The 20739-nt window shown below is 65.2% G+C and carries 24 protein-coding genes; 7 read left to right on the plus strand and 17 right to left on the minus strand.

What is annotated here, in order from left to right; genetic code table 11:
• Genes flgN through WG208_RS13885 form a run of 7 tightly spaced genes read right to left on the minus strand, consistent with a single transcriptional unit; the run spans window position 1 to window position 4798 of the window.
• The gene (gene flgN, locus WG208_RS13855; RefSeq protein WP_337171967.1) at window positions 1-546 is read right to left on the minus strand and encodes a flagellar export chaperone FlgN; all 546 of its coding nucleotides are present in this window, start codon (window positions 544-546) and stop codon (window positions 1-3) included.
• Window positions 546-920, minus strand: coding sequence for a rod-binding protein (locus tag WG208_RS13860; protein WP_337171968.1), 375 nt, complete (start codon window positions 918-920; stop codon window positions 546-548). The genes flgN and WG208_RS13860 overlap by 1 nt, the downstream gene beginning before the upstream one ends.
• On the minus strand, window positions 917-2008 hold the full coding sequence (locus tag WG208_RS13865) for a flagellar basal body P-ring protein FlgI (RefSeq protein WP_337171969.1): 1092 nt from the start codon (window positions 2006-2008) through the stop codon (window positions 917-919). The genes WG208_RS13860 and WG208_RS13865 overlap by 4 nt, the downstream gene beginning before the upstream one ends.
• Before the next feature lie 20 nt (window positions 2009-2028).
• Window positions 2029-2748, minus strand: a complete 720-nt coding sequence (locus WG208_RS13870) for a flagellar basal body L-ring protein FlgH (RefSeq protein ID WP_337171970.1) — start codon at window positions 2746-2748, stop codon at window positions 2029-2031.
• A gap of 9 nt (window positions 2749-2757) precedes the next feature.
• A complete protein-coding gene (flgA, locus tag WG208_RS13875) occupies window positions 2758-3285 on the minus strand; it encodes a flagellar basal body P-ring formation chaperone FlgA (protein ID WP_337171971.1) in 528 nt (175 codons plus the stop codon).
• Between the two features lie 9 nt (window positions 3286-3294).
• The gene (flgG, locus tag WG208_RS13880; protein ID WP_337171972.1) at window positions 3295-4083 is read right to left on the minus strand and encodes a flagellar basal-body rod protein FlgG; all 789 of its coding nucleotides are present in this window, start codon (window positions 4081-4083) and stop codon (window positions 3295-3297) included.
• Window positions 4084-4093: 10 nt separating this feature from the next.
• Entirely contained in the window at window positions 4094-4798 is a 705-nt protein-coding gene (locus WG208_RS13885; protein ID WP_337171973.1) for a flagellar hook-basal body protein, read from the minus strand.
• Between the two features lie 420 nt (window positions 4799-5218).
• Here WG208_RS13885 and WG208_RS13890 point away from each other — a divergent pair, with 420 nt between their 5' ends.
• The 6 genes from WG208_RS13890 to WG208_RS13915 all read left to right on the plus strand — a co-directional run bounded on the left by WG208_RS13890 (window position 5219) and on the right by WG208_RS13915 (window position 10786).
• Window positions 5219-6340 carry a hypothetical protein gene (locus tag WG208_RS13890; RefSeq protein WP_337171974.1) on the plus strand — a complete coding sequence of 374 codons (1122 nt, stop codon included), beginning with the start codon at window positions 5219-5221 and terminating at the stop codon, window positions 6338-6340.
• Window positions 6341-6346: 6 nt separating this feature from the next.
• Window positions 6347-7408, plus strand: coding sequence for a hypothetical protein (locus WG208_RS13895; protein ID WP_337171975.1), 1062 nt, complete (start codon window positions 6347-6349; stop codon window positions 7406-7408).
• Window positions 7409-7473: 65 nt separating this feature from the next.
• Window positions 7474-8475 (plus strand): hypothetical protein, encoded by a 1002-nt coding sequence (locus tag WG208_RS13900; protein ID WP_337171976.1) that lies wholly within the window; start codon window positions 7474-7476, stop codon window positions 8473-8475.
• Between the two features lie 37 nt (window positions 8476-8512).
• Complete coding sequence (locus tag WG208_RS13905) at window positions 8513-9592, plus strand: hypothetical protein (RefSeq protein ID WP_337171977.1); 1080 nt, start codon at window positions 8513-8515, stop codon at window positions 9590-9592.
• A gap of 70 nt (window positions 9593-9662) precedes the next feature.
• On the plus strand, window positions 9663-9923 hold the full coding sequence (locus WG208_RS13910) for a hypothetical protein (RefSeq protein WP_337171978.1): 261 nt from the start codon (window positions 9663-9665) through the stop codon (window positions 9921-9923).
• 26 nt (window positions 9924-9949) lie between these two features.
• The gene (locus tag WG208_RS13915) at window positions 9950-10786 is read left to right on the plus strand and encodes a hypothetical protein (protein ID WP_337171979.1); all 837 of its coding nucleotides are present in this window, start codon (window positions 9950-9952) and stop codon (window positions 10784-10786) included.
• Between the two features lie 67 nt (window positions 10787-10853).
• On the opposite strand, the gene WG208_RS13920 is transcribed toward WG208_RS13915, so the two are convergent.
• The 8 genes from WG208_RS13920 to WG208_RS13955 are packed head-to-tail and all read right to left on the minus strand — an operon-like array spanning window position 10854 to window position 18224.
• Window positions 10854-11279 (minus strand): hypothetical protein, encoded by a 426-nt coding sequence (locus WG208_RS13920; RefSeq protein WP_337171980.1) that lies wholly within the window; start codon window positions 11277-11279, stop codon window positions 10854-10856.
• Window positions 11280-11281: 2 nt separating this feature from the next.
• On the minus strand, window positions 11282-12037 hold the full coding sequence (locus WG208_RS13925; RefSeq protein ID WP_337171981.1) for a FliA/WhiG family RNA polymerase sigma factor: 756 nt from the start codon (window positions 12035-12037) through the stop codon (window positions 11282-11284).
• Between the two features lie 35 nt (window positions 12038-12072).
• Window positions 12073-12966, minus strand: coding sequence for a cellulose synthase operon protein YhjQ/BcsQ (locus WG208_RS13930; RefSeq protein WP_337171982.1), 894 nt, complete (start codon window positions 12964-12966; stop codon window positions 12073-12075).
• A complete protein-coding gene (locus WG208_RS13935) occupies window positions 12963-13877 on the minus strand; it encodes a hypothetical protein (RefSeq protein ID WP_337171983.1) in 915 nt (304 codons plus the stop codon). Before WG208_RS13935 ends, WG208_RS13930 begins: the two co-directional genes overlap by 4 nt.
• Window positions 13870-15957, minus strand: a complete 2088-nt coding sequence (gene flhA / locus WG208_RS13940; RefSeq protein ID WP_337171984.1) for a flagellar biosynthesis protein FlhA — start codon at window positions 15955-15957, stop codon at window positions 13870-13872. Before flhA ends, WG208_RS13935 begins: the two co-directional genes overlap by 8 nt.
• A 10-nt stretch (window positions 15958-15967) precedes the next feature.
• A complete protein-coding gene (gene flhB / locus WG208_RS13945) occupies window positions 15968-17065 on the minus strand; it encodes a flagellar biosynthesis protein FlhB (protein ID WP_337171985.1) in 1098 nt (365 codons plus the stop codon).
• A 12-nt stretch (window positions 17066-17077) separates the two neighbouring features.
• Window positions 17078-17941: a flagellar biosynthetic protein FliR gene (gene fliR, locus WG208_RS13950; protein WP_337171986.1), complete on the minus strand. Its 864-nt coding sequence runs from the start codon at window positions 17939-17941 to the stop codon at window positions 17078-17080.
• A 13-nt stretch (window positions 17942-17954) separates the two neighbouring features.
• Window positions 17955-18224, minus strand: coding sequence for a flagellar biosynthetic protein FliQ (locus WG208_RS13955; RefSeq protein ID WP_337171987.1), 270 nt, complete (start codon window positions 18222-18224; stop codon window positions 17955-17957).
• Between the two features lie 288 nt (window positions 18225-18512).
• Here WG208_RS13955 and WG208_RS13960 point away from each other — a divergent pair, with 288 nt between their 5' ends.
• Complete coding sequence (locus WG208_RS13960; RefSeq protein ID WP_337171988.1) at window positions 18513-19292, plus strand: carboxypeptidase regulatory-like domain-containing protein; 780 nt, start codon at window positions 18513-18515, stop codon at window positions 19290-19292.
• Window positions 19293-19307: 15 nt separating this feature from the next.
• Here WG208_RS13960 and WG208_RS13965 read toward each other — a convergent pair whose 3' ends face one another.
• Entirely contained in the window at window positions 19308-19796 is a 489-nt protein-coding gene (locus tag WG208_RS13965; RefSeq protein WP_337171989.1) for a hypothetical protein, read from the minus strand.
• 34 nt (window positions 19797-19830) lie between these two features.
• Window positions 19831-20739 carry an SCO family protein gene (locus tag WG208_RS13970; RefSeq protein WP_337171990.1) on the minus strand — a complete coding sequence of 303 codons (909 nt, stop codon included), beginning with the start codon at window positions 20737-20739 and terminating at the stop codon, window positions 19831-19833.

Genomic DNA, 20739 nt, shown 5'->3' on the forward strand with positions numbered 1-20739 from the left:
TCACACCGTCCGGTTGACGAGCACGCCGCGTGAGCCACTCGGTGTCGTGGGTACGACCCCTTCGGTGGCGTAGGTGGTGGGCATGGTCATGCCACCGGCGAGCGTGCGGACATGCTGCTGGGTGCTGCTGAGCGCTTCGCGCAGCAGCTTGCGGTTCATGCCAACTTCCCGGGTGAGCACGTCGGCGGCCTGCTGCAGACGCAGGCGCGCATCGCGCAGCCGTTCGTCGACGCGGTCGCCGAGCAGTTCCTCGAGTTCGCGCAGCGTGCACTCTTCGGAGCCGCCGAGCAGCACGTTGAGCTGACGGCGACGCTGCCGGGCCTGTCCGAGCGTGGCGAGAATGCGATGCGTGGCGAAGGTGCTGTCGTCCACGCCCTGGATATCGTCGGTCGCGACCGCGGTGCGTTGGTGACGCATCTGCGCGATGAGATCATCGAGCAGACGCCGTTCGCTGAACAGCGCGTCGTAGAGCGCCTCGAGCATGGCGGGCGAAACGCCGCCGGCGCGAGATGCGGTTTCAGGAGCGAGCAGAGTCGTCGGCGACATCAGTTCGTGGGTGATACGGTGTTCGTGGAAGCGGCATCGGACGCGTGATCGGCATTGCCGGCTGGCAGGAATCCGCGCAGCTGCCGATACAACGCCTCCGAGAGGCCACTCCCCAATTGATTGGGAGTTTCGGCAGCAATGTGCTCGTCCATCAGTCCGGTGAACATGTCTTCTCCGGCCCCGCCTGAAACGAAGCCTTCCTGCTGTGGAACGGTCGCGCGCATGACCTTGAACAACTGCTGCACGAAGAGACCTTCGAGTTGTTTGGCCGTCTCCCGGAGCTTGGTGTCCGCGTCGCCCGATCGGGGAGCGGTACCGGTGGTCCCTGCGCTGTTCGTGACGGACAATGCGCGGGATGTGATGCCGTCGATCATCGGACGACCACCTCCGCGGTGATGGCACCGATCTCCCGGAGCGCGGCGAAGATCGCGGCGATCTCGTTGACCGGGGTCTGTACGGCATGGAGCGCCGTGGCCACCCGCTGCACGGGAATGCCCGCCGGCAGGCGGACGCTGCCGGGAATGGCGGCGGTGTCGTTGTCCGCGAGCTGACCGATGGCCAGCGTGATGGCACCATGACTCACCGTCGCGGCGCCCACCACCATGTCGCCGCCGGCCACGACCGTTCCGTCGCGTCCGTCGATGACCAGGCGCGGGCGTACTTCGGAGGCGACGGCCAGGTCGCGGATCTTTGCCATGGCGACCGGCTTCTGCTGCACCGAATCGGCGAGCGTCACGATGACGGCGCCTTCGTCTTCCACGATGGCCGTCTTCTCACCCATCGCGCCGTTGATGGCGGTCGCGATACGGGTGGCCATGCCGAGATCGGGTTCACGCAGCAGGAGACGAGACACGGCGGCGATGGCCGGACGCGGCAGATCGGCTTCGAGCACGCCGCCGGTGGGAATGCGCGCAGTGGTTTCGTGCGTGGGCGCATACCGCGACGTGGCACCCCCGTCGCTCACCATCAGCGAGCCCTGCGCCGACGCGAGCGCCGGACCGTTGGCATCCGCCACCAGTGGCGTCATGTACAGCACACCGCCGCGCAGCGACCGGGCGTCACCCATGCTGGAGACGTGAATCTCGAAACGGCCACCGGCACGCAGATACGGCGAGACTTCCGCCGTCACGAGCACCGCAGCCACGTTGCGCATGCGGATGAGGTCGGGCGGCACTTCGATATTGAAGCGTCGCAGCGTATTGATCACACCCTGCACGGTGGGGCCGGCCGTCTGTCCGCCGATGGCGCGGTCGCCCGTGCCGTCGAGGCCCACGGCCAGACCGTACCCCACCAGGCGCACCGGCATCGCGCCTTCCTGCGCGGTGAGATCGCGGATTTTCACATCGTTCTGCGCGTGTGCGAGTGACGGAACGAACGACGCGCCGAGGATCAGGGACAGGGCCGCGACCCGCGCGGAGCCCGCGATGGAATGGCCCGCGGAGTGCATTGCGAAATGCCTCATGGAATGCCCTATGGAATGCTTCATGGCCAGAGCGCTCCGAGCACCTTGCTGACGAGGCCCTGCTTGGGTTTGCCGAGCGGGCCGGGTGACACATAGCCGATCTGCAGATCCGCCACGCGGCTCGATTCGACGAGGTTGGACACCGAGATGTCCTGCGCGCGCACCCAGCCCGTGAAGACGATGTCCTGTTTCGACTTGTCGACGTCGATCACCTTCGTGCCCTTCACCTGCAGCAGACCGTTCTGTCCGACGGCCACGACCCGCACACTGAGCTCGTTCTGAAAACGGTTCTCACGGCGTGCCTGTCCACGCTGCGTCTGGTCGGCGGCGTTGCGTGAATCGATGCCCACGCTCTTGGAGCTTTCGGGCAGACGGGCGTTCACCGACAGGCCACGTGTGCGTGTGTCCGTCGACACGTTCTCTTTCACGGCGGTGGAGATGGTGTAGTCGTCCACCAGCACCGTGATGATGTCCCCCACGGCAAAGCTGCGACGGTCGGCCGTCCACGACGCGCGGGGCGTGATGGTCGGAGCGGGCGGCAGGCCCGATGTGGAGTCGGCCGCGGCGGAGCCCGAGGCACTGCCGGTCGCACCCGCAGCGCCGGTACCAGCCGATTGTCCGGCGGGCTGCGCCTGCGCGGCAAGCGACCGGGGCGTGCCGAGCACGAGGGCGCCGGCCGCACCGAACGCGGTGCAGAGGTGACGAAGGTGAAGCAGTCGTGAACGCAGAGTGAGCATCATGCGTGGATCTCAGCGAAGGCGAACGGTATTCGGCGCGATGGCGATCCCATCGAGTCGACGGCTGCGGTCGATGCGCACACTCACGGGGGCGCCGATCGCCGCGGTATTGGTGGCCACGCCCGCGAGGACGAGGCGCAGTGGACCATCCTGCCAGATGGCCGTGACAGCGGAACCACTGGTCACCACGGGCGGCGCCATGACGGCCGGTGCACGCAGGACTTCTCCCTTCCCGATCGGACGACGCGTCACCCAGCCCGCGGTGGGACGCGTGGTGTCCGGTGCGATCGAACTCCACCGCCACACGATCGTGGTGTCCACGAGCGCGATGTCCTCGGCACGTAGCGTATCGCCACGGGCCAGTGATCGCGCGGCCACGGGCAGCGTGATCCGACGCTGATCGCGGTGGAGTGGCGTACCAGCAAGCGGCGTTTCCGCGTGTGGCGCTTCCACGCGTAGCGCCTCCTGGGCACGCAGCGCGCACGCGGCGCCGAGCGACATGGCCACGACCACGAGGATGCGGGAGAGCCAGAGCGGCATGGTGGTGGACTACCGCGCGATGTTGTTGGCGATCTGACTCATCTCGTCGGCCGTCTTGATGGCCTTCGAGTTGATTTCGTACGCGCGCATCGCGGCGATCATCTCGACCATTTCCTGCACGATCTCGACGTTCGAGCCTTCGAGGCTCTTCTGCTGCAGGCGTCCCATGCCGGAGTCATTGGGGAACCCGACCACAGGCTGTCCCGATGCCGCGGTGGGCGCGAGCAGGTTCTGACCGAGCGAGAGCAGCCCCGACGGATTGGCGAAACGCGCCAGTTCGATGCGACCGATCTCGGTGGGCTGGATGTCGTTGCCGCGCCGCACACTCACCACACCCGTGGCGGACACGGTGAATTCCGACGCGTCGTCGGGGATGCGGATGGGCGGCTGCAGTGCATACCCCGCGCTGGTGACGAGCACACCCTGGTCGGAGATCTGCAGACTGCCGTCGCGCGTGTAAGCCGTTTCTCCCGACGGCAGCTGGATCTGGAAGAACCCTTCGCCCTCGATGGCGACATCGAGATTGCGTCCCGTCTCCTCGATGGGCCCCTGCTCGTGCAGGCGCTGCACACCGGCCAGCCGCGTGCCGCGTCCGACCTGGATGGCGGGTGTGATCTGCGTGTCGTTCTCGCCGAGGACCTGCTGACCCTGCACGGTTTGATAGAGCAGGTCTTCGAAGTGCGCGCGGCTCCGCTTGAAGCCGGGCGTGTTCACGTTGGCGAGGTTGTGGGCGATGACTTCGGTGCGGGTCTGCTGCGCCATCATGCCGGTGGCGGCGGCGCGGAGTGCCGGATCCATGCGTTATTCCTCAGACGGGTTTGGCGAGATCGGTCACGGCGATTCCGCGTACCGCATCGATGGTGGACAGCGTTTGCTGCGCGGCGCCGTAGCGATGCAGCACGGACAGCATCTCGGTCATGGCGGACATGGGATTCACATTCGATTCCTCGAGGAATCCCTGCTTCACGGTGCGTTCGGCGGGCGGGATGACCTGCCGGGACGCATCGGGGATGAAGCGGGTGCCGCCTTCATGTTCGAGATCGGTGCCGGGCGCGACGCGTTCGATGCGCAGGCGCTGCTGCGGCTTGCCGTCCACGGTGATGAGACCGGTGGCATCGACTTCGACGGTGCCCGGGGGCAGCGTGATGGCCCCGTTTTCGCCGAGGACCGGATTGCCCTGATCGTCGGTGAGGCGGCGGTTGGCGTCGAGCCGGAAGTTGCCGTTCCGGACGAACCGTTCGCCGGCGGGCGTATCGACCACGAAGAACCCGTCGCCCTCGAGCGCGAGATCGAGCGTGTTGTGGGTTTCCGTGAGCGTGCCCGGCGTGAGGTCGACGGCGGTGTCGGCCTTGGCGAGCTGGTTGCCCATCATGCGCGCGAACGTCGTCTCCGCCTTGAAGCCGCGGGTGGACGCGTTGGCGAGATTGTTGGCGAGCACCTGCTGCTTGCGTTCCAGCATCTGGAGCGCGGAGGCAGCAGCGGACAACCCATTGTTCTGAACGGGACCTGGCATGTCGTGGTCGGAAGAGGGTACACGAACTCGCCAGGTGAGAAAGCAATGGGCGGGCCACGGGAGCGCGAGTGGGGAGTGTCTGTATAAGTCATTGCCATACAATGTCTTGTGGAAATCGCCGGCAATTCATGCCGCCGCGAATCGAGGAAAAGAGGTCGGCAAATCGTGCCGGTTGGAGTGGAGGAGGGTGGTGTGGCGGCGGGAGTTGCCGGAGGTAGTATCAGGAAATCGGTTGGTCTGGAACACCGCAATTTTTCCGGGAACCTCGCCCCGATCCGGCTAGTACGATGGGCTTTCCGTTCTGAACCAATATTCAAACCATCTGCCATGGATTCGGAGCCTCGTGTCATCTCCGGTGACCCCTCCGTATTCTCAGGTCGTCGATTAAAACTCCCCTTGTTGTGCCGGCTTGCCGGAACGGTGGGTGTTCTCGGCCTGACCGCATGCGAAGTGACGCGGGACGCTTCGACCGGGATCGATGCCGGCCAGGACTACCAGGTCGCGAGCGTCGGCATCCTCGACGATGTGGACGATGTCCGCGATGCGTTCATCGATGGGCAGCACCAGCTCTGGGTGCTTGGCCACTCCCAGCCGTTCATCCGCATCTACGATACGGGCGGTCGTCGTCTCTCCGAAGGTGGCCGGCGGGGCCGTGGGCCAACCGACCTGCTGTTTCCGTCGACGTTCATCCATCCCGCCGATTCCGGAAGTGCACGACCGCTGCTGCTCGACATCGGACGCCACGATCTGCTGACGCTGGACGGGCAGTTGCACGTGACATCGGTCGTGCCGGCGCGCACGGTGGTCGGCAACATGCGGGCGGACATGATTTCGCTGGTGTCCCAACTGCCCAACGTGGCCGTTGCGCGAGGGGATACGCTGCTGGTGGTACGCATCGATGGCAGCGCGGGCACGGCCATCGATCTGACCGCCCAGAGCGTCGTCAGAACGGTCGGCACACGCGACACGGTGCTCTGGCATGCGCCACTCGATCGTTCGACCCGTCTTTCCTGGTTGGTGGGCTATCCGCTGTGGGATGCCTGTGCCGATGGTTCGCTGGTGGGTGTGGATGCCAACGGCACGACGATCTCGCGTATCCGTCATGACGGTCGGGTCGAGGCGTTTGCATTGCCCTCCCGTTCGCGAAGAGCCACATCGGAAGCCGATCTGGTGGCGCTCTACACGGAACATCTGAAAGCCGAATATCGTGACGCGCGCCAACCGATTCCGCCGGCGGCCGATCTCGAGCGATCGGCCAGGCGCATCGTGGCCAATTCGGGATGGCAGGCCACGGACTCGCTGCCGGTGTTCGGTCGCCTGTCCTGTCTCGAACGGAACACGGTGTTGCTGCAGTCTTTCTCTCCCGATGAGCGACACCCGGGCAAGACGCGCTGGATGCGGGTGCGCGGAGACTCGGTGGATTTACACTGGTTCCCGCAGGGGTTTCAGCCGCTGTCCGTGGAGAAGGGGAATTTTGTCGGGCTGCTCTATGATTCGTTGCAGGTCGCATCGCTGGCGACCATCAAACCATTGAGGAAATAGGCGACCATGCCACGCCCGATTCTGAATGTTCTCTCTGCGGCTATGGCGGCCAGCATCTTCCTACAGGCGCCATTGTCGATGCCATTGCCGGCGCAGGATGCACCCCGTATCGCCCTGGGAAAGCCCGTATTGAAAACCGAGGCGTACTTCACGGACATCTCGTCGGTCGTTCGCCTGGCATCCGGCGATCTGGTCGTCGCCGACGCCGGTGGACAGGAACTGGTGCTGGTGGTGCGTGAGTCCGGTCGCATACGGGTCCTGGGGCGTGAAGGCGAAGGGCCCGGTGAGTATCGCGCACCACAGATGATCTTCGCGCATCAGGGTGACAGTGTGCTGCTGTATGATCCCCAACTGTTGCGGGTCTCCGTTTTTGATGGTCGCGCGCAGTATCGTCGTGCCGTCTCCGTGGGCACACTCGGTGGTGCCGCGAGTCCGCTGTCGGCGGACGACCGGGGACAGGTCTTCTTTCGCGGGCTGAATGGCGTCGACGACGATGGGCCGGTAATGCGCCTGTCCACGCAGACCGGCCGGATCGATACGGTGGCACGCCTGGCCGGCCCCAAGCTGGTCGACATGACGGGCGGCAATACCCGCGCGATCGGCAAGCAGGTGTGGCGGGTGATGCCGTATTCCGACGTGGATGCGTTCGTTGCTCTCGCCGGCGGCGGCCACATGATCGCCCGAAGCCGTTCGAATCGCCTGGAATGGTACGACGCACGCGGTCGCATGACTTCGGCGACCGCGTTCCCGGGAAAGCGATCGCCCATGACCGATTCCATCAGGAAGACGGTCACGCCCGTGCAGATGCAGGCCATGCTGCCCGCGACCCTGCCGGCTTTCGAGTACTATGCTGTGGTTCGATCTGCGGGCAATCGTGTCTGGATCAGAGCGACGATGCGCGTGGGTGACGAGTCCATCTGGTATGGATTTTCAGCGGGAGAAGAGAAACCGCGTGTCCTCACGCTTTCCCGTGGAGTGCGACTGGTAGGAGCGTTCGAACCCTGGCTGATCGTGGCTCGACGCAACGCGAGTGAGTTGCAGCATATCGAGATCCACCAAGTACCTTGAGCCGCTGAATAGGGTCGTGTCCCGTCGTGCGATCACCTGTTCCATGTCACGTGGAGGGGAGAGCGATGAACGTCAGAATTTCCGGTCCTCCCGCATTCCTGCCATTCCTGATGTGCTGTGCGATCGGTGTGCTGCCGGCGCAGACCTCTCCCCGACTGATGTCGACACCGGTGCAGCTGCGCAGTACGCCGCTGCCCGATCGGATCGGCAATCCGTCGATGCTTACCGGCTGCGCGCGCATGACGGGGCTGCTCGACTATTCCGATATGACCATTCACCGCTTCGATGCCAGCGGCCGGCGCGCCGGCGGTTACACGAAGGTCGGTCGGGGCCCGGGTGAACTGCTGGATCCCGGTGGTCTGCAGTTCGATGAACGGTGCCAGCTCTGGATCGGAGACACCGGCAACTCCAAGGTGCTGGTTCTCGATAGCCTGTGGCGGAAGGTGACGGAGTTTTCGGTACAGAGCCCGTTGCGCGGAGTGGCACCACTGGCTGGAGGCAAGGTGATCGTCGCCGTGCCCCTGTCCGTGACCGAAATGCTGCACATCGTCGATGCTACCGGACAACTCGTGGTGAAAGTCCCACTGCCGGAAGACTTCAGAACCCTCAATCCCATCGTGCGGGAGCGATATGTCGCCCGCCTGAACGACAGTCTCGCCGTCGTGCAATTCCGCTGGTTCGATCGGCGATTGCTGGTCGACGCCCGCGGCAGGATCGTGGCCGATTTCACGGGAGAGATGGGTGGTGAAGGACCGCGGGTGATCGAGATGGTGCTGGGCAAGGAGAGTCGCGGCTATCGGGTCGACTCGCGGTCGGCGGAGTTCGCGCGCAGCATCGGGACGCGAGGTGATACGCTGCTGGTGGTACGGGGACAGCCAAGCAGTGGCAGGAAGGATGAGCCACTGCCTCGTCGCACGCGTGTGCTGCGCATTCTGGCCACGACCGGACGAGTCATCGATGAACTGGACGTACCGGCCGGTATCAGCTGGATCGCCGCCACGGCGCGTGGTGTCTTCGCGGTGGGCGAGACGGACAACGGCTATGTGTGGTATGAACTCCGGCGATGATGCATGACACCACATCTATCATCGATACCATGATACCATGCTACTGATCTCGATGCTCGCACTCGGCGCCGTACTGACGCAGCCTCCCGTCAGCGCATCATCACGCGCCTGTGCCGACTACACTGCGGCCACCAACGCGCGACCCGTCGTCACGCCGGCCTCGTCGCTGCTGCGTGTCGTGCGTCGGGTGACGCTGCCCGAATCGGGACCGGCTGCCGTGCAGGGCATCAGAAGCCTCGACATGCGCGCCGACGGCACGATGCTGCTCGTCGATTCACGTCAACCGCGCGTCAGTCTCCGCACCGCCAGTCTCGGACTGACATCCATTCTGGGACGCGAAGGCAGTGGCCCCGGTGAATATCGCATTCCCATTCAGGGCTGGTTCTCGTCCAGTGGCGACATCTGGGTGCTCGACATGAACGCCGCGCGGTTGCAGGCCTATACCGCGTCGGGGACATACCGGAAGTCCGTACCGGGCATGCCACTCGATGCGCGCGTCGCGTTCGAACTGACGGACAGTTCGTTCCTGATCGTCGGCCCCACGCGGACACCCCGTGGCAATCATGTGGCCACCGCGTTCCGGTACAACGGACAGCAGGCCTGGAACAGTGTGCTGCTCGATCCGCGCGTGCTGGAACTCGATCTGATCGTCGATGGGGCATGGGCCACGAGATTGCGGGACGGTTCGGCCGTCGTGGGCATGTCGGTCGTGCCCGATGTCACGCAGATCGATGCGACCACGGGCGCCATTCGCTGCCGGTCGCGCATCCCCGCTGCCTTCTGGCGTCAACTGACGGCCAGGGAACGGCCACGCAATGCCACGCTGGCCGTGCTCAGGCAATGGATCGAAGCGGCGTCGGTGGCCCGTGTGGCCGTGGCCCTGCCCGACGGCGGGTTCATCGTCGAGATCGAAGGCGGGGCGAAGGGAACCGAGTCACCGCGTCGTTCCTGGGTGATGTTCGACGCTCGGCTTGCCCCGCATCAGGTGGTCGACGATGTGCCGGGCCGGATCCTCCGTACGAAGGGTGACACGCTCCTCGCGATCGACGACGAGGCGGCGGACGGCGTGGCGATTCACTATCTCGTTTTCACGGCGCCTATCGGAGTGCGGCGGTGAAGGGTATCCAGATTTATTGCAAACCTTTGTTGCTATTGTATTTGCGATCATAAGCCGATAGTTTGCATATATGCGTTCCGTCCGCTCTCCTGCGGCCCGCGGTCGTTTGGGCGGCATCCGCAGTCGCCGGCAACTCGACTCCGACACGGCGCGTGCCATGGTACGTGTGCGTGAGGCTCGACGCGCGTATCGACGGTACCATGCGACCTGCTTCTGGTCTTATCGCGCCGATCTCCTCATCAGGGCCGCAGATGTGCCCTGGGTGGCGGAGCAGTTGCGCAAGCACGGTGGCCGCGAGGAGTGGGATGTGGCGGCGCGCTTATGCCCCTGACCGCGTTTCAACATGAGGTGTTGGCTGTGCTCCGTCCGAATCGTCGGCCGGAGAGTCATCTCGCGGGCGCCAGCGCGCTGCATCTCGACCCGGAGTCACTGCGCAGAAGTGGTGATCTCGATGTCTTCCATGATGGTGTCGATGCGCAACGCGACGCATTCGTTCGTGATCGGGAGGCGCTGGTCGCGTCTGGCTTCGAGGTCGCCGTACTGAAGTCTTTTCCCGGATACACGCAAGCTGCCATCACGCGTGACGGGAACACCACCCTGGTCGATTGGGCGACGGATTCCGATTGGCGATTCCTCCCCGTCCAGACGCATCCGACGGCGGGCTATCTGTTGCATCCGATCGATCTTGCCATCAACAAGGTGCTGGCGCTCATTGGACGCGACGAGCCACGTGACTATGTGGATGCGCTGTGGGCGGACGCCGTCATTCTGCCATTGCCGGCATTGATCTGGGCGGCGAGCGGAAAAGACCCCGGCTTGAGTCCGTCGTCGGCACTGTCTCTGCTTCGCCGACGTGGTCGTCCTCATCCGGAGGAGATCGCACGACTGGATCTGACGGGTCCTTTCGATCTGGAAAAGGCCAAGACGCGATGGCTCAGCGCGCTCGACGAAACAGAGGTGTTCATTGCCAATGCGCCGCGGGAAACCGCAGGGGCGCTTTTTTATGACCCGCGACAGGAGGCCTTCCTGCTGCCTTCGGTTCCGATCGAATCGACCATCATCGTGCACCATGGTGCTCGCGGAGGAGTCGTTCCGGTGCTCACCGACGGCATGCTGGCCGATACACCGCAGATCCGTGATCCCGATGAGCAGGGGCCGGTGATGGGCTATCCGCGGGATCTATTGGAGGATTGATCGCTTGAGACACTTCCGGAAATAACCGAAAGCGTCTCATGAGGCCAACAATGAAGCCGTGCTCTTCCTACCGCGCCACAGCCATCGGCCCCGAGATCTCCAGCAGCATCGCCACCGCATCCACCGGCAGGCCCGTCTTCCGTGCGATCTCGGCGGGTTGCACGCCCTCGGCGGCCAGCGCCTGCACGGCGCGCGGGGTCTTCGAGACCCGCGCACTGCGCTGCGTGAGCGTCGGCATCGCCGCAGCACGTGAGTTCCGCTGACGACGCTGACGCCAGGCGTCACGCGTCCAGGTCATCACGCGCATCACACCGTAGCCCAGCGCCACGAGCAATGCGAAGGCCGCCAGACCCATGGCACCCATGATGCGCTGCTCCTTCGTCACCGCGGGTGACATGATGAACGCGCCGGCCACGAGGCCCACACCGGTCACCACCACCAGCAGCACCAGCAACTTGAACGCCTGCACGAGGCGCTTCCACGTCGCGGCCATGATCACGCCACCTGATCGCGGAGCGGCTTGAGCTCCACGCGCAACTTGCTCAGCGCCTTGCTACGGATCTGCGACACGCGCGATTCGGTGAGTTCGAGCACCTTTGCGATCTCGTGCAGCTTGAGTTCTTCGAAGTAATACAGCGACAGCACGATGCGCTCCTGCTCCTTGAGCCGCAGGATGGCGTCCTTGAGATGCGAGACTTCCTGCTCGTGCGTGAGACTGTCTTCCACGCCGCTGTCGTCGCCGTCCGTGAGGACTTCGGCGGGGACCGGCGTGGTGTTCTCGCGTTCACCAGGCGCCCGGTCGAGCGGAATGTGATGCGCGCCTTCCACGTCGGCCTGCCAGCGCCAGAGCGTTTCCAGATCGACGCCCAGTTGTGCGGCCAGTTCACGGTCTTCCGGTGCGCGGCCACTCACCCGCTGGAAGGCTTCGCGCGCGGCCGTGATTTCCCGCGTCTTGCGACGGATGGAGCGCGGCACGTGATCCTGCTTGCGCAGTTCATCGAGAATCGCACCGCGGATGCGGGGCGCCGCGAAGGTGCTGAAGGCCAGTCCACGCGAGGCGTCGAATCCTTCGAGCGCGGTCATCAGACCGATGGTTCCGGCGCTCACCAGTTCGTCGAAGTCCGCGCGCACGGCGAGTGTGCGGGAGACCTGACGGGCCACATGATGCACGAGGCCAAGATGCTCTTCGAGCAGACGGTCACGGGCAGTCTGATTGCCTGCCTGATACGACTGCCAGAGCTTGTTGTTCATGGCGACGGATCCCTGGGAAGGAGCGAATTGCACGATCAAACACCGGAACGTGAAAGGGGGCGGGCAGTCAACGCGCGCGTCACGACATCGTGCGCGGCAACGGCTGCTGGCGATCCAACGGCCGCATCGGGAAACGGCATCCCTTTGCGGAGTGCGGCGTCGAGCGTCGGGTCTGCGGGGATTGCACCGGCAAGACGCAGCGAGAGTCCGAGGAACTGGCGGGCACCGGTATCGATGGCATCGAAGCAACGCGTGGCGTCGCTCCCTTCCAGTCGATTGACGAGTACCTCCACCGGAAGGGCACCATGCCTGGCCGCGACGGCCTTGCAGAGCGCGTACGTCGCGGCGAGACCCACGGGGTCCGATCCCGAGGCGATGGCCATCAACCGCTCACCCGAATGGGGCGTGATCGCGGCCAGCACCGATTCGAGACGGGATCCGCAGTCGATCACCACCAGATCCATGCCTTCGGTGAGGCTGCCGAGTCGACGGAGACAGGCCTTGCGTTCGGCCGCGGTGAGCGCAGGCGCGCCCTCGGTGGCCCGGCGGGCCGCGCCGCCAGCCACCAGCGTCAGCGTGGCGCTCACGGGTGTGGCCACGTCGGCCGGGGTAGCCCGGCCTCCACGCAGATCCTGCCACGTGGCGCGTGGACTCACGCCCAACGTCATGGCCAGCGGTCCGACAAAATCGTCGGCGTCGATGAGCAGCACGCGATGACCTTCTCCCGCGGCGGCCACGGCCAGCAATGCCGACAGCAGTGTGGTGCCCGACCCTCCCCGGCCACTCGCGCAGAGCAGTGTGGTCGGACCGATGGCATCACCACCGCCCGTGCGCTTCACCCCACCGGTCGATGCCAGGGCATCGGCCTGTGAGCGTGGTGAGGGAGACGCCGTTCCACCGGCGGTGGGCACCAAAAGCGGCAGACTCATGCCGGTGTCCAATCCGGTTCGGCGTCGGCACCGAGGCCGAGGGTGCGCAGGAGACGCGGCATGCCGGGCTTGAGATCGGCCGGCACATCCTGCCCGTCCGTCACCCAGCGGGTGGGCATACCGAGGGACAAGGCCAGATCGGTCACGCCCGTCTCACGCGGCACTTCGTCCAGCTTGGACAACAACACATGCGTGGCGCCGCAGTGCGCGCGCGTGCCACGATAGGCCCGGCCGATGTCCACGGCGAGATCGGCCCGCAGCGACGCCGGCAACACGAGATGCACCTCATCGGGCGCGATGGTGTCAAGCAGCGAACGCCAACGCTCGGTGAGCTCCGCACTGGCCGGACTGCGTCCCGGCGTGTCCACGAGGACCACATCGCAGGTCTGCGACAGGCGCTTCATCGCCGCGTCCACTTCCTTCGCGTCGTACACCACTTCGAACGGCACATCGGCCAGTTCGGCGTAGGTCGCGAGCTGCTCCATGCCGCCCACGCGATACGTGTCGATGGTGAGCAGGCCGGGACGCGCCGCGCCGAACATGCCGCGTCGCACGGCCAGCTTCGCCGCTGTGGTGGTCTTGCCCGCGCCGGTGGGTCCCACGAGGGCGATGCAATACGGACGGCCGTCGACCTTGCGCAGCTTGGGCGGCAGTGGCAGCGGTTCGAGCCGGGCGCGCACCCGATCGATCGTGGCACTGGGCGCCGCCAGCACCTCCACCATCGGGATGCCTTCGTCACGCACCGTGCGGGTGTGCAGGATCATCACGTCGTCGCCGAGCAGGCGGCGCGCCCGATCGGCCACGCGTGAGAGATCGGCGCCGCGGAATCGCTCCATCGGCGCGTGATACGAGGCCAGCGATGCCGTGAATGACGCCGGAGACGGTGCGAAAAAAGGCGTATGATCAGCCATGGGACATCTCCCAGGTCGCGACACTGCTCAGCGTGATCTGCGCGGGCAGTTCGGCGAGTGAAACCACCGGCAGGTTCGGCAGCACCGGTTCGATGAGACGCCGCACACCCACCCGCAACGATGGCGGCGTGATGAGCGGCAACGGACGGCCATCCACCGCATAGGTGGTGGCGAGATGATTGAGATCGCGCAGCATGCCGGCCAGCGATTCCGGCGTGAGCACCGGTGCGTTGGGTTGCGACGCGCGCGGCGAGAAGAGACCGACCAGCGCCGACTCGAGACGCGGTCCGATGGTGATGCCACGCACCGTGCCGGTCTGATCGGCGAAGATGCGTGCGATGACGTTGGTGAGCGCCCGGCGCACCACTTCCGTGAGTGCTTCGGGGTCCTTGGTGGTTTCGGCGCCGTCGCCCAGGGCCTCGAGAATGGTGACCAGATCGCGGATGGGCACCCGCTCGCGCAGGAGGCGTTGCAGCACCCGATGCAGCACGCTCAGCGACACCTTGCCAGGAATGATTTCGTCCACGAGCGCGGGGTGCGACTTCTTGAGCGTCTCCACCATCTCCTGCACTTCCTGACGACCCAGGAGCTCGGACGCGCTCGACTTGAGCGTTTCGAGCAGATGCGTGGCCACGACGGTGGTGGGTTCGACCACCACGTATCCCAGCGCTTCGGCCTCGGTGCGACGTGCCGAGGCGACCCAGCGCGCGGGCATGCCGAACGAGGGGTCCACCGTTTCCATGCCATCGATCTCGGCCACCACACCACCGGTGTTCAGGGCCATCAGGAACCGCGGCAGCACTTCGGCACGCGCGACTTCGGAGCCGCGCAGTTTGATGATGTATTCGTTGGCCGGCAGACGGATGTCGTCGCGGATGCGGATGGGTGGAATGAGGATGCCCAGTTCCAGCGCGGCCTGTTTGCGCAGCAGCGAGATGCGTTCGAGGAGATCGCCACCCTGACTCTCGTCCACGAGCGGAATGAGCGCGTAACCCACTTCGAGTTCGATGGGATCGATCTGCAGCAGATCGCGCATCGGATCGGGCGGTGGCGGCGGTTCTTCCACTTCCACCGGCTTGCTGAGCGTCGCGAGTTCGAGACGACGCACTTCAGCCTTGGCCGACGTCCGTGCGAGTGCCGCGGCACCGCCGGCCATGGCCAGGAACGGAAACATCGGCAGTCCGGGGATGAGCGCGAACGAGCCGAGCACACCGGCGGCGATCCACATCGCGCGCGGATGCGTGCCGAGCTGCTTGCTCAGCACCGCACCCATCTTGTCGGTGTTGGTCGCGGCGGTGACCATGAGGCCCGCGGCCGTGCTGATGATCAGCGCCGGCACCTGCGTCACGAGACCGTCGCCGACCGTGAGAAGGGTGTACGTGCCCGCGGCCTTACCGATGTCCATGCCGCGCTGGATGACACCGATGAAGATGCCGCCGACGATGTTGACGATGACGACGAGAATGCCGAGGATCGCGTCGCCCTTCACATACTTGGAGGCGCCGTCCATCGCGCCGTAGAAGTCGGCGGTGCGCGCGATCTCATCGCGGCGCGTGCGGGCTTCCTTCTCGTCGATCAGACCGGCGGACAGATCGGCGTCGATCGCCATCTGCTTGCCGGGCATGGCATCGAGGGTGAAGCGCGCCGCGACTTCCGCGATGCGGCCGGCACCCTTGGTGATGACGATGAAATTGATGCCGGTGAGGATCAGGAAGATGACGATACCGACGGCATAATTGCCGCCGATGACGAACTGTCCGAATGCCTCGATGACCTTGCCCGCGTGTGCCTGCGTGAGAATGAGGCGCGTCGAGGAGACGTTGAGCCCCATGCGGAAGAGCGTCAGCAGGAGCAGCAACGCGGGAAAACTGCTGAAATCGAGCGGATTGGTCGTGTAGAGGGAGACCAGGAGCACCACCAGCGACAGCCCGATGCTCGCCGCGAGGCAGAGATCGAGGAGGACCGGCGGCAGCGGCACCACGATGAGGGCAATGACGAACACCACCACCAGGGCGATGGCGATTTCCGCCTTTTTCGCCCCGGCAGAAGTTGCCGGAATCGGGAGCGCAGCACTGGTCATATATCACTCACTATGCAGCGACCGTGCCACGCCATTTCCGGCCGTAGCGCTCCTGCTGGCGCATGACGAAGGCGAGCACTTCGGCCACCGCCAGATACATCTCCACCGGGATGACCGTACCCACCTTGGCCACTTTGATGAGTGCGCGGGCGAGCGGCTTGTTCTCGATGACGGGCACGCCGTGCTGGAACGCCAGTTCCTTGATGCGCTGGGCGATTTTGCGCTCGCCGAGGGCCACGACATAGGGAGCCGGCGCGACATTCGGATCGTATTTGATGGCGATCGCGATGTGCGTCGGATTCACGATGACCACGTCGGCCTTGGGAACGGCCGCGAACATCTGTCGACGGATGCGTTCGCGGGCGATGGCGCGGCGACGTCCCTTCATTTCGGGATTGCCTTCCTGCTGCTTGAATTCCTCCTTGACCTCCTGCTTGGTCATCTTGAGGTCTTCCATCGTCTTCCAGCGCTGGAAACCGTAGTCGGCCGCGGCGAGGACGAGGAACATCATGCCGGCATTCTTGATCAGTGCGAAGCCGTATTTGCGCACGACTTCCACCAGCGCCATCGGGGACGGCGTCAGCGCCAGCGTCTGCACATCCGGCCAGGCGTTCTTCAGCGTGACGTACACGGCGTAGCCGACGATCGCCATCTTGAGCAGCGCCTTCGCGAGTTCCACGATGGACTGCTTGCCCAGGATGCGTTTGGCGTTGTTGAGCGGATTGAGACGTTCGAACTTGGGCTCGAGCGTCTTGGTCGTGAACAGACCACCGGTCTGCATGGCCTGCACACCCACGGCGATCACGGCCATCGCCGCCGTCACGCCGATCATGGCCGCCATGGTGCGGAAGCTCATGATCTGCAGCCAGGGAATGAGACCGTTGCCCATGCGTTCGCCGCTGCCGGCCGACGACAGGCTCGTGCCCATGGTGTCCAGCAGGAAGCGCCAGAGCTGCGGTCCCGTGAACGAGAAGACGAGCAGAAAGCCCAGGAGGAAAGCGGCGGTGGCGAACTCGGGGCTTTTGGCGATCTGCCCCTTCTCGCGCGCTTCCTCCAGTCGTTTGCCAGTTGGTGCTTCGGTCTTTTCGCCGGATTCGCCTTCAGCCATTGCCGCGTCTCATCAGCGCCTCCCCGCCGGTGCGGGGGCCGAGCCAGATGGCACACCAGGTGCCACCTGCGCCGCCCGCACAAAGGAGTCGAGGGTATTGCCGTACGGTGTCGTCCAGTCACCGAGCGCATGCACGATGAGCCCGATGGACCCGGCGAAGGTGAGCAGGCCGATCCCGATCTGCAGCGGAAAGGCGAGGCTCATGATCTGCAACTGCGGCGCCGCGCGTCCGAGAATGGCGAGCGCGATGTTGGTGACGAGCACCGCGGCGATCACGGGCGCCGCGAACTGCAGTCCCGTGGCGAAGATGGTGGACCCGGCTTTCGTGAGCGCGAGGAATCCATCGCGGAAATCGATGGGCGTGCCCAGCGGCAATGCCGTGAAGCTGCGGGCCACGCCTTCCAGCATGACGATGTGTCCACCGGCCAGCAGCAGCAGCGTGAGGGCCATGATCTGCATGAACGAACCCAGGATTGCGCCCTGGGTGTTGTTCACCGGATCGAAGATGGCGGCGCCGGAGAGACCGATCGTGGTGGTCATCAGTTCACCGGCGAATTCGGCGCCGGCCACGACCAGTGCCGCAGCCAGTCCGAAGGCAAAACCGATGGCGGTTTCGGCGAGGAACGTGCCCGGTGTGATCGCCAGCGTCTCGCGGTTGGAGGTTGCCAGCGCCGTGGGCAGCAGCAATACGGCGAAGAGCACGAGCAGCGCCGTGCGCAGTCGCATGGGCACCGTCTTCGCCGACCACGCGGGAGCGACGAGCAGCAGGCCGCCCACCCGCAGCGCGGTGAGCACGAAAGCGGTGGCCACGCCGGGAGCAAAGAAGTCCGGGAGCCCGAAGATGAGCGACTGACCCACGGGGCTGCTGGGGTTCACCGGTGGCGGGGACTCAGCCGACCATCGCGGGAATGCCGCGAATGACCTGGGTGGTGAACTTGATCAGGATCTGCATCAGCCAGGGGAGGCCGACGATGAACGCGCCACCGACCAGAATGAGCTTGGGCACGAAGACCAGGGTCTGTTCCTGGATCTGGGTGACCGACTGGATGATGGCGATGACCAGACCCACGCCGAGCGCCAGGAGCAGCAGCGGCGCCGCGACCATGAGGGCAGTCATGATCGCATCGCGGGTCAGGTCGATGACGAGCTGGTGAGACAAGGCGGAGGCCGGGTTTGGGGGAGCGCGAGGCTGACGAGAGGGGGAGAAAGCAAGGGCGGGGCCAGAGGGCGAGTTTGGGGTTTGCTGTTCACAAGTCGTTCTGGGTGAACGACTTGGGCTCTTGGTCGATTGTGGATTCTGCCTGATGTGTCGCGCGCCGCCCGGCAGGAAATGCCGGGGGCGCAATGCGACCGGGATCACTCAAAAGGGACCCGGCAGGAATTGCTCGGTGGCGCAGGTCGGGCGGCGGGTCTGTTGACAACCGGCGCGCGGTGAAAAGAATAGAAGATGCGCCTGATGCTGCTCGTCATTCTCTGTGGCCTCGGGTTGGGTCCCGATCACCTCGCTGCCCAGGTGGCCTCCGGGAACGTGCAGGTCCGCGTGGTCGACGCGGCGTTGGCGCCGGTGGCGGCGGCCGAGGTGATCTTGCAGGGCGAAAAGCGTCAGGCATTCTCGGCGCGCTCGGACTCGACCGGGCAGGCCCTCATCGGCGGTATCCCACCCGGTCTCTGGGTGATCACGGTGCGACGTGTCGGTCTGAAATCCGTGACCGGCAGCATCCGTGTGGCCGCGGGACAGAATGTCTACTCGGTGCAGATCGACGAGGCCGCGTTGACGCTCGTGGGCATGCGCGTGGTGGGTGACCGGGTGTACTCTGCGCGTCTCGACGATTTCGAACGGCGACGTCAGGCGGGACTGCCCAGTGCCGTGGTCACGCAGGAACAGATCGATCGCCTGGGCCCCGTGCAACTCTCACGCATGCTGCGTGGCATGAGCGGATTGAAGATCGCCGATTCGAGTGGCTCGACGGTGGCGATCTCATCGCGGGGCGCCGTGCCATTCCGGCCACCGGGGAGCGCGACGCCGTTCATCATGGTCCCATGCGTCATGCGCATGGCCGTCGATGGTGTTCTGATGCCCGGCCTCTCCAACATCGATCAGATCGTGCCCAAGGATGTGCACGGGATCGAGGTGTACTACGGTCCCGCGCGCATGCCTCCGGAGCTGGGAGGACTCAGAACGGACAACTGGTGCGGGTTGATCGCGATATGGACACGGGACCGGTAAGTACTGTCCGGAGCCTCACCCGATCATCCGTCTCCACAATCCCGGGCGACGCAGCAGCAGATAGTATCCGGAGCAGGCACTCGCCGCCGCATTGGCCACGACGATGCTCCACCAGGGCACCAGTTCGCGCATCGGCTCCGTGATCCGGCCGACCACCGCGATGGTGACGGCGAATCCCGTGAGAATGAGCCCGGTCATCAACCCGGCACGCCCCGGTGTGCGATAGGTCTGCTCCACCAGACGGAGCACGAAGAGGCCGATACAGAGCGACAGCACCAGATGCACCAGGTTGTACCAGAACACCACCGACATGTCCACCGCGATCGGGAACTGCAGAATCGCCGGATCGTGCACACCCCGGAACAAGCCCTGCCCCAGCAGGTTCACGGTGAACAGCGCTCCCCGACCGGCGAGCAGATCGAACGCCGTGTAAAACACGATCACCGCGGCGTAGGCAATGAGTCCCGCCGTCACACCGTCGCGCACCCACCGGGTTTCCGTCATGTGTTTCCTCTCGTGTCCCAGAGCTTCAGATGTTTCAGAGGGTGCGCAGCAACGCGGCGGTGCGTTGCCAGTCACCGGACATGCGATACGACACACGTCCTTCACGATCGAGCAATACCACGGCCGACGCGTGGACGATCTCGCCTGTCCTGGTGTCGCGTGAATGGGCGACATCCCAGGCGCTCAGCACCTGCAGTACTTCGTCCACCGATCCGCTGAGCACACGATCATTGGCGCCGAGCTGCCACTGGTCGGCGATGCTGGAGAGGCGGGTGGGCACATCGCGCCATGGATCGAGTGTGACAACCACCAGCATGACATCATCGGCGTTGGCGTTGCGCCGGGCCGTCTTGAGATCCTGCACGATGGTGGGGCACACGGTCTCGCAGTGTGCATACGCGAACGTCACCATCGCCGGATGACCGCGCAGTCGTTCGAGCGAAAACGACTGACCGTGCTGATCGACGAGCGCGAGCGGCGGCGGTGTCTCGAGGACGGTGTTCCGCGTTTCCATCATCGATGCCACGAACGGCTGTGGTGTGAACACCGACGCGTCGGCCACACGGCCCGCGCGGCGTGCACTCTGCACACGCCAGAGCGCGGCGCTCATCCCCGATGCCACGAGCAGGAGCATCGCACCGATCAGCATCTGTCCGCCAAATGACGCGCGCAGGCGACGGACGTCTTCGCGAAGCGCATCACCCCACACCGCCATCAGCACACCGATCATGCCGATCGGCTCGCCGATGAGCAGGATCCATCCGCCCGCGGCCGGCAGCCCGTTGGCCATCGTGCCGAAACAGGCGGCGCGCGTGCGCAGGACCCACTCCGGCACACTGGCCGGTACGGGCCACAGCGCGAGGGCCCACCATGCCGCGGTGATGACCAGCAGCATCACCAGCGCCGGGAAGGCGACCCCACGCTGCGCACGCGCCTCCGTCAT

The sequence above is a fragment of the Gemmatimonas aurantiaca genome (assembly GCF_037190085.1).
Lineage (GTDB): Bacteria > Gemmatimonadota > Gemmatimonadetes > Gemmatimonadales > Gemmatimonadaceae > Gemmatimonas > Gemmatimonas aurantiaca_A.

Excerpts from the sequence above, each read along its gene's own strand:
- WG208_RS13860 (WP_337171968.1), bottom strand. The coding sequence starts at position 920 with ATGATCGACGGCATCACATCCCGCGCATTGTCCGTCACGAACAGCGCA.
- WG208_RS13870 (WP_337171970.1), bottom strand. The coding sequence starts at position 2,748 with ATGATGCTCACTCTGCGTTCACGACTGCTTCACCTTCGTCACCTCTGC.
- WG208_RS13925 (WP_337171981.1), bottom strand. The coding sequence starts at position 12,037 with ATGAACAACAAGCTCTGGCAGTCGTATCAGGCAGGCAATCAGACTGCC.
- WG208_RS13920 (WP_337171980.1), bottom strand. The coding sequence starts at position 11,279 with ATGGCCGCGACGTGGAAGCGCCTCGTGCAGGCGTTCAAGTTGCTGGTG.
- WG208_RS13865 (WP_337171969.1), bottom strand. The coding sequence starts at position 2,008 with ATGAGGCATTTCGCAATGCACTCCGCGGGCCATTCCATCGCGGGCTCC.
- WG208_RS13910 (WP_337171978.1), top strand. The coding sequence starts at position 9,663 with ATGCGTTCCGTCCGCTCTCCTGCGGCCCGCGGTCGTTTGGGCGGCATC.
- flgG (WP_337171972.1), bottom strand. The coding sequence starts at position 4,083 with ATGGATCCGGCACTCCGCGCCGCCGCCACCGGCATGATGGCGCAGCAG.
- flgA (WP_337171971.1), bottom strand. The coding sequence starts at position 3,285 with ATGCCGCTCTGGCTCTCCCGCATCCTCGTGGTCGTGGCCATGTCGCTC.
- WG208_RS13935 (WP_337171983.1), bottom strand. The coding sequence starts at position 13,877 with ATGGCTGATCATACGCCTTTTTTCGCACCGTCTCCGGCGTCATTCACG.
- WG208_RS13885 (WP_337171973.1), bottom strand. The coding sequence starts at position 4,798 with ATGCCAGGTCCCGTTCAGAACAATGGGTTGTCCGCTGCTGCCTCCGCG.
- WG208_RS13930 (WP_337171982.1), bottom strand. The coding sequence starts at position 12,966 with ATGAGTCTGCCGCTTTTGGTGCCCACCGCCGGTGGAACGGCGTCTCCC.
- WG208_RS13970 (WP_337171990.1), bottom strand. The coding sequence starts at position 20,739 with ATGACGGAGGCGCGTGCGCAGCGTGGGGTCGCCTTCCCGGCGCTGGTG.
- flhB (WP_337171985.1), bottom strand. The coding sequence starts at position 17,065 with ATGGCTGAAGGCGAATCCGGCGAAAAGACCGAAGCACCAACTGGCAAA.
- WG208_RS13900 (WP_337171976.1), top strand. The coding sequence starts at position 7,474 with ATGAACGTCAGAATTTCCGGTCCTCCCGCATTCCTGCCATTCCTGATG.
- WG208_RS13905 (WP_337171977.1), top strand. The coding sequence starts at position 8,513 with ATGCTACTGATCTCGATGCTCGCACTCGGCGCCGTACTGACGCAGCCT.
- flgN (WP_337171967.1), bottom strand. The coding sequence starts at position 546 with ATGTCGCCGACGACTCTGCTCGCTCCTGAAACCGCATCTCGCGCCGGC.
- WG208_RS13965 (WP_337171989.1), bottom strand. The coding sequence starts at position 19,796 with ATGACGGAAACCCGGTGGGTGCGCGACGGTGTGACGGCGGGACTCATT.
- WG208_RS13895 (WP_337171975.1), top strand. The coding sequence starts at position 6,347 with ATGCCACGCCCGATTCTGAATGTTCTCTCTGCGGCTATGGCGGCCAGC.
- flhA (WP_337171984.1), bottom strand. The coding sequence starts at position 15,957 with ATGACCAGTGCTGCGCTCCCGATTCCGGCAACTTCTGCCGGGGCGAAA.
- WG208_RS13960 (WP_337171988.1), top strand. The coding sequence starts at position 18,513 with ATGCGCCTGATGCTGCTCGTCATTCTCTGTGGCCTCGGGTTGGGTCCC.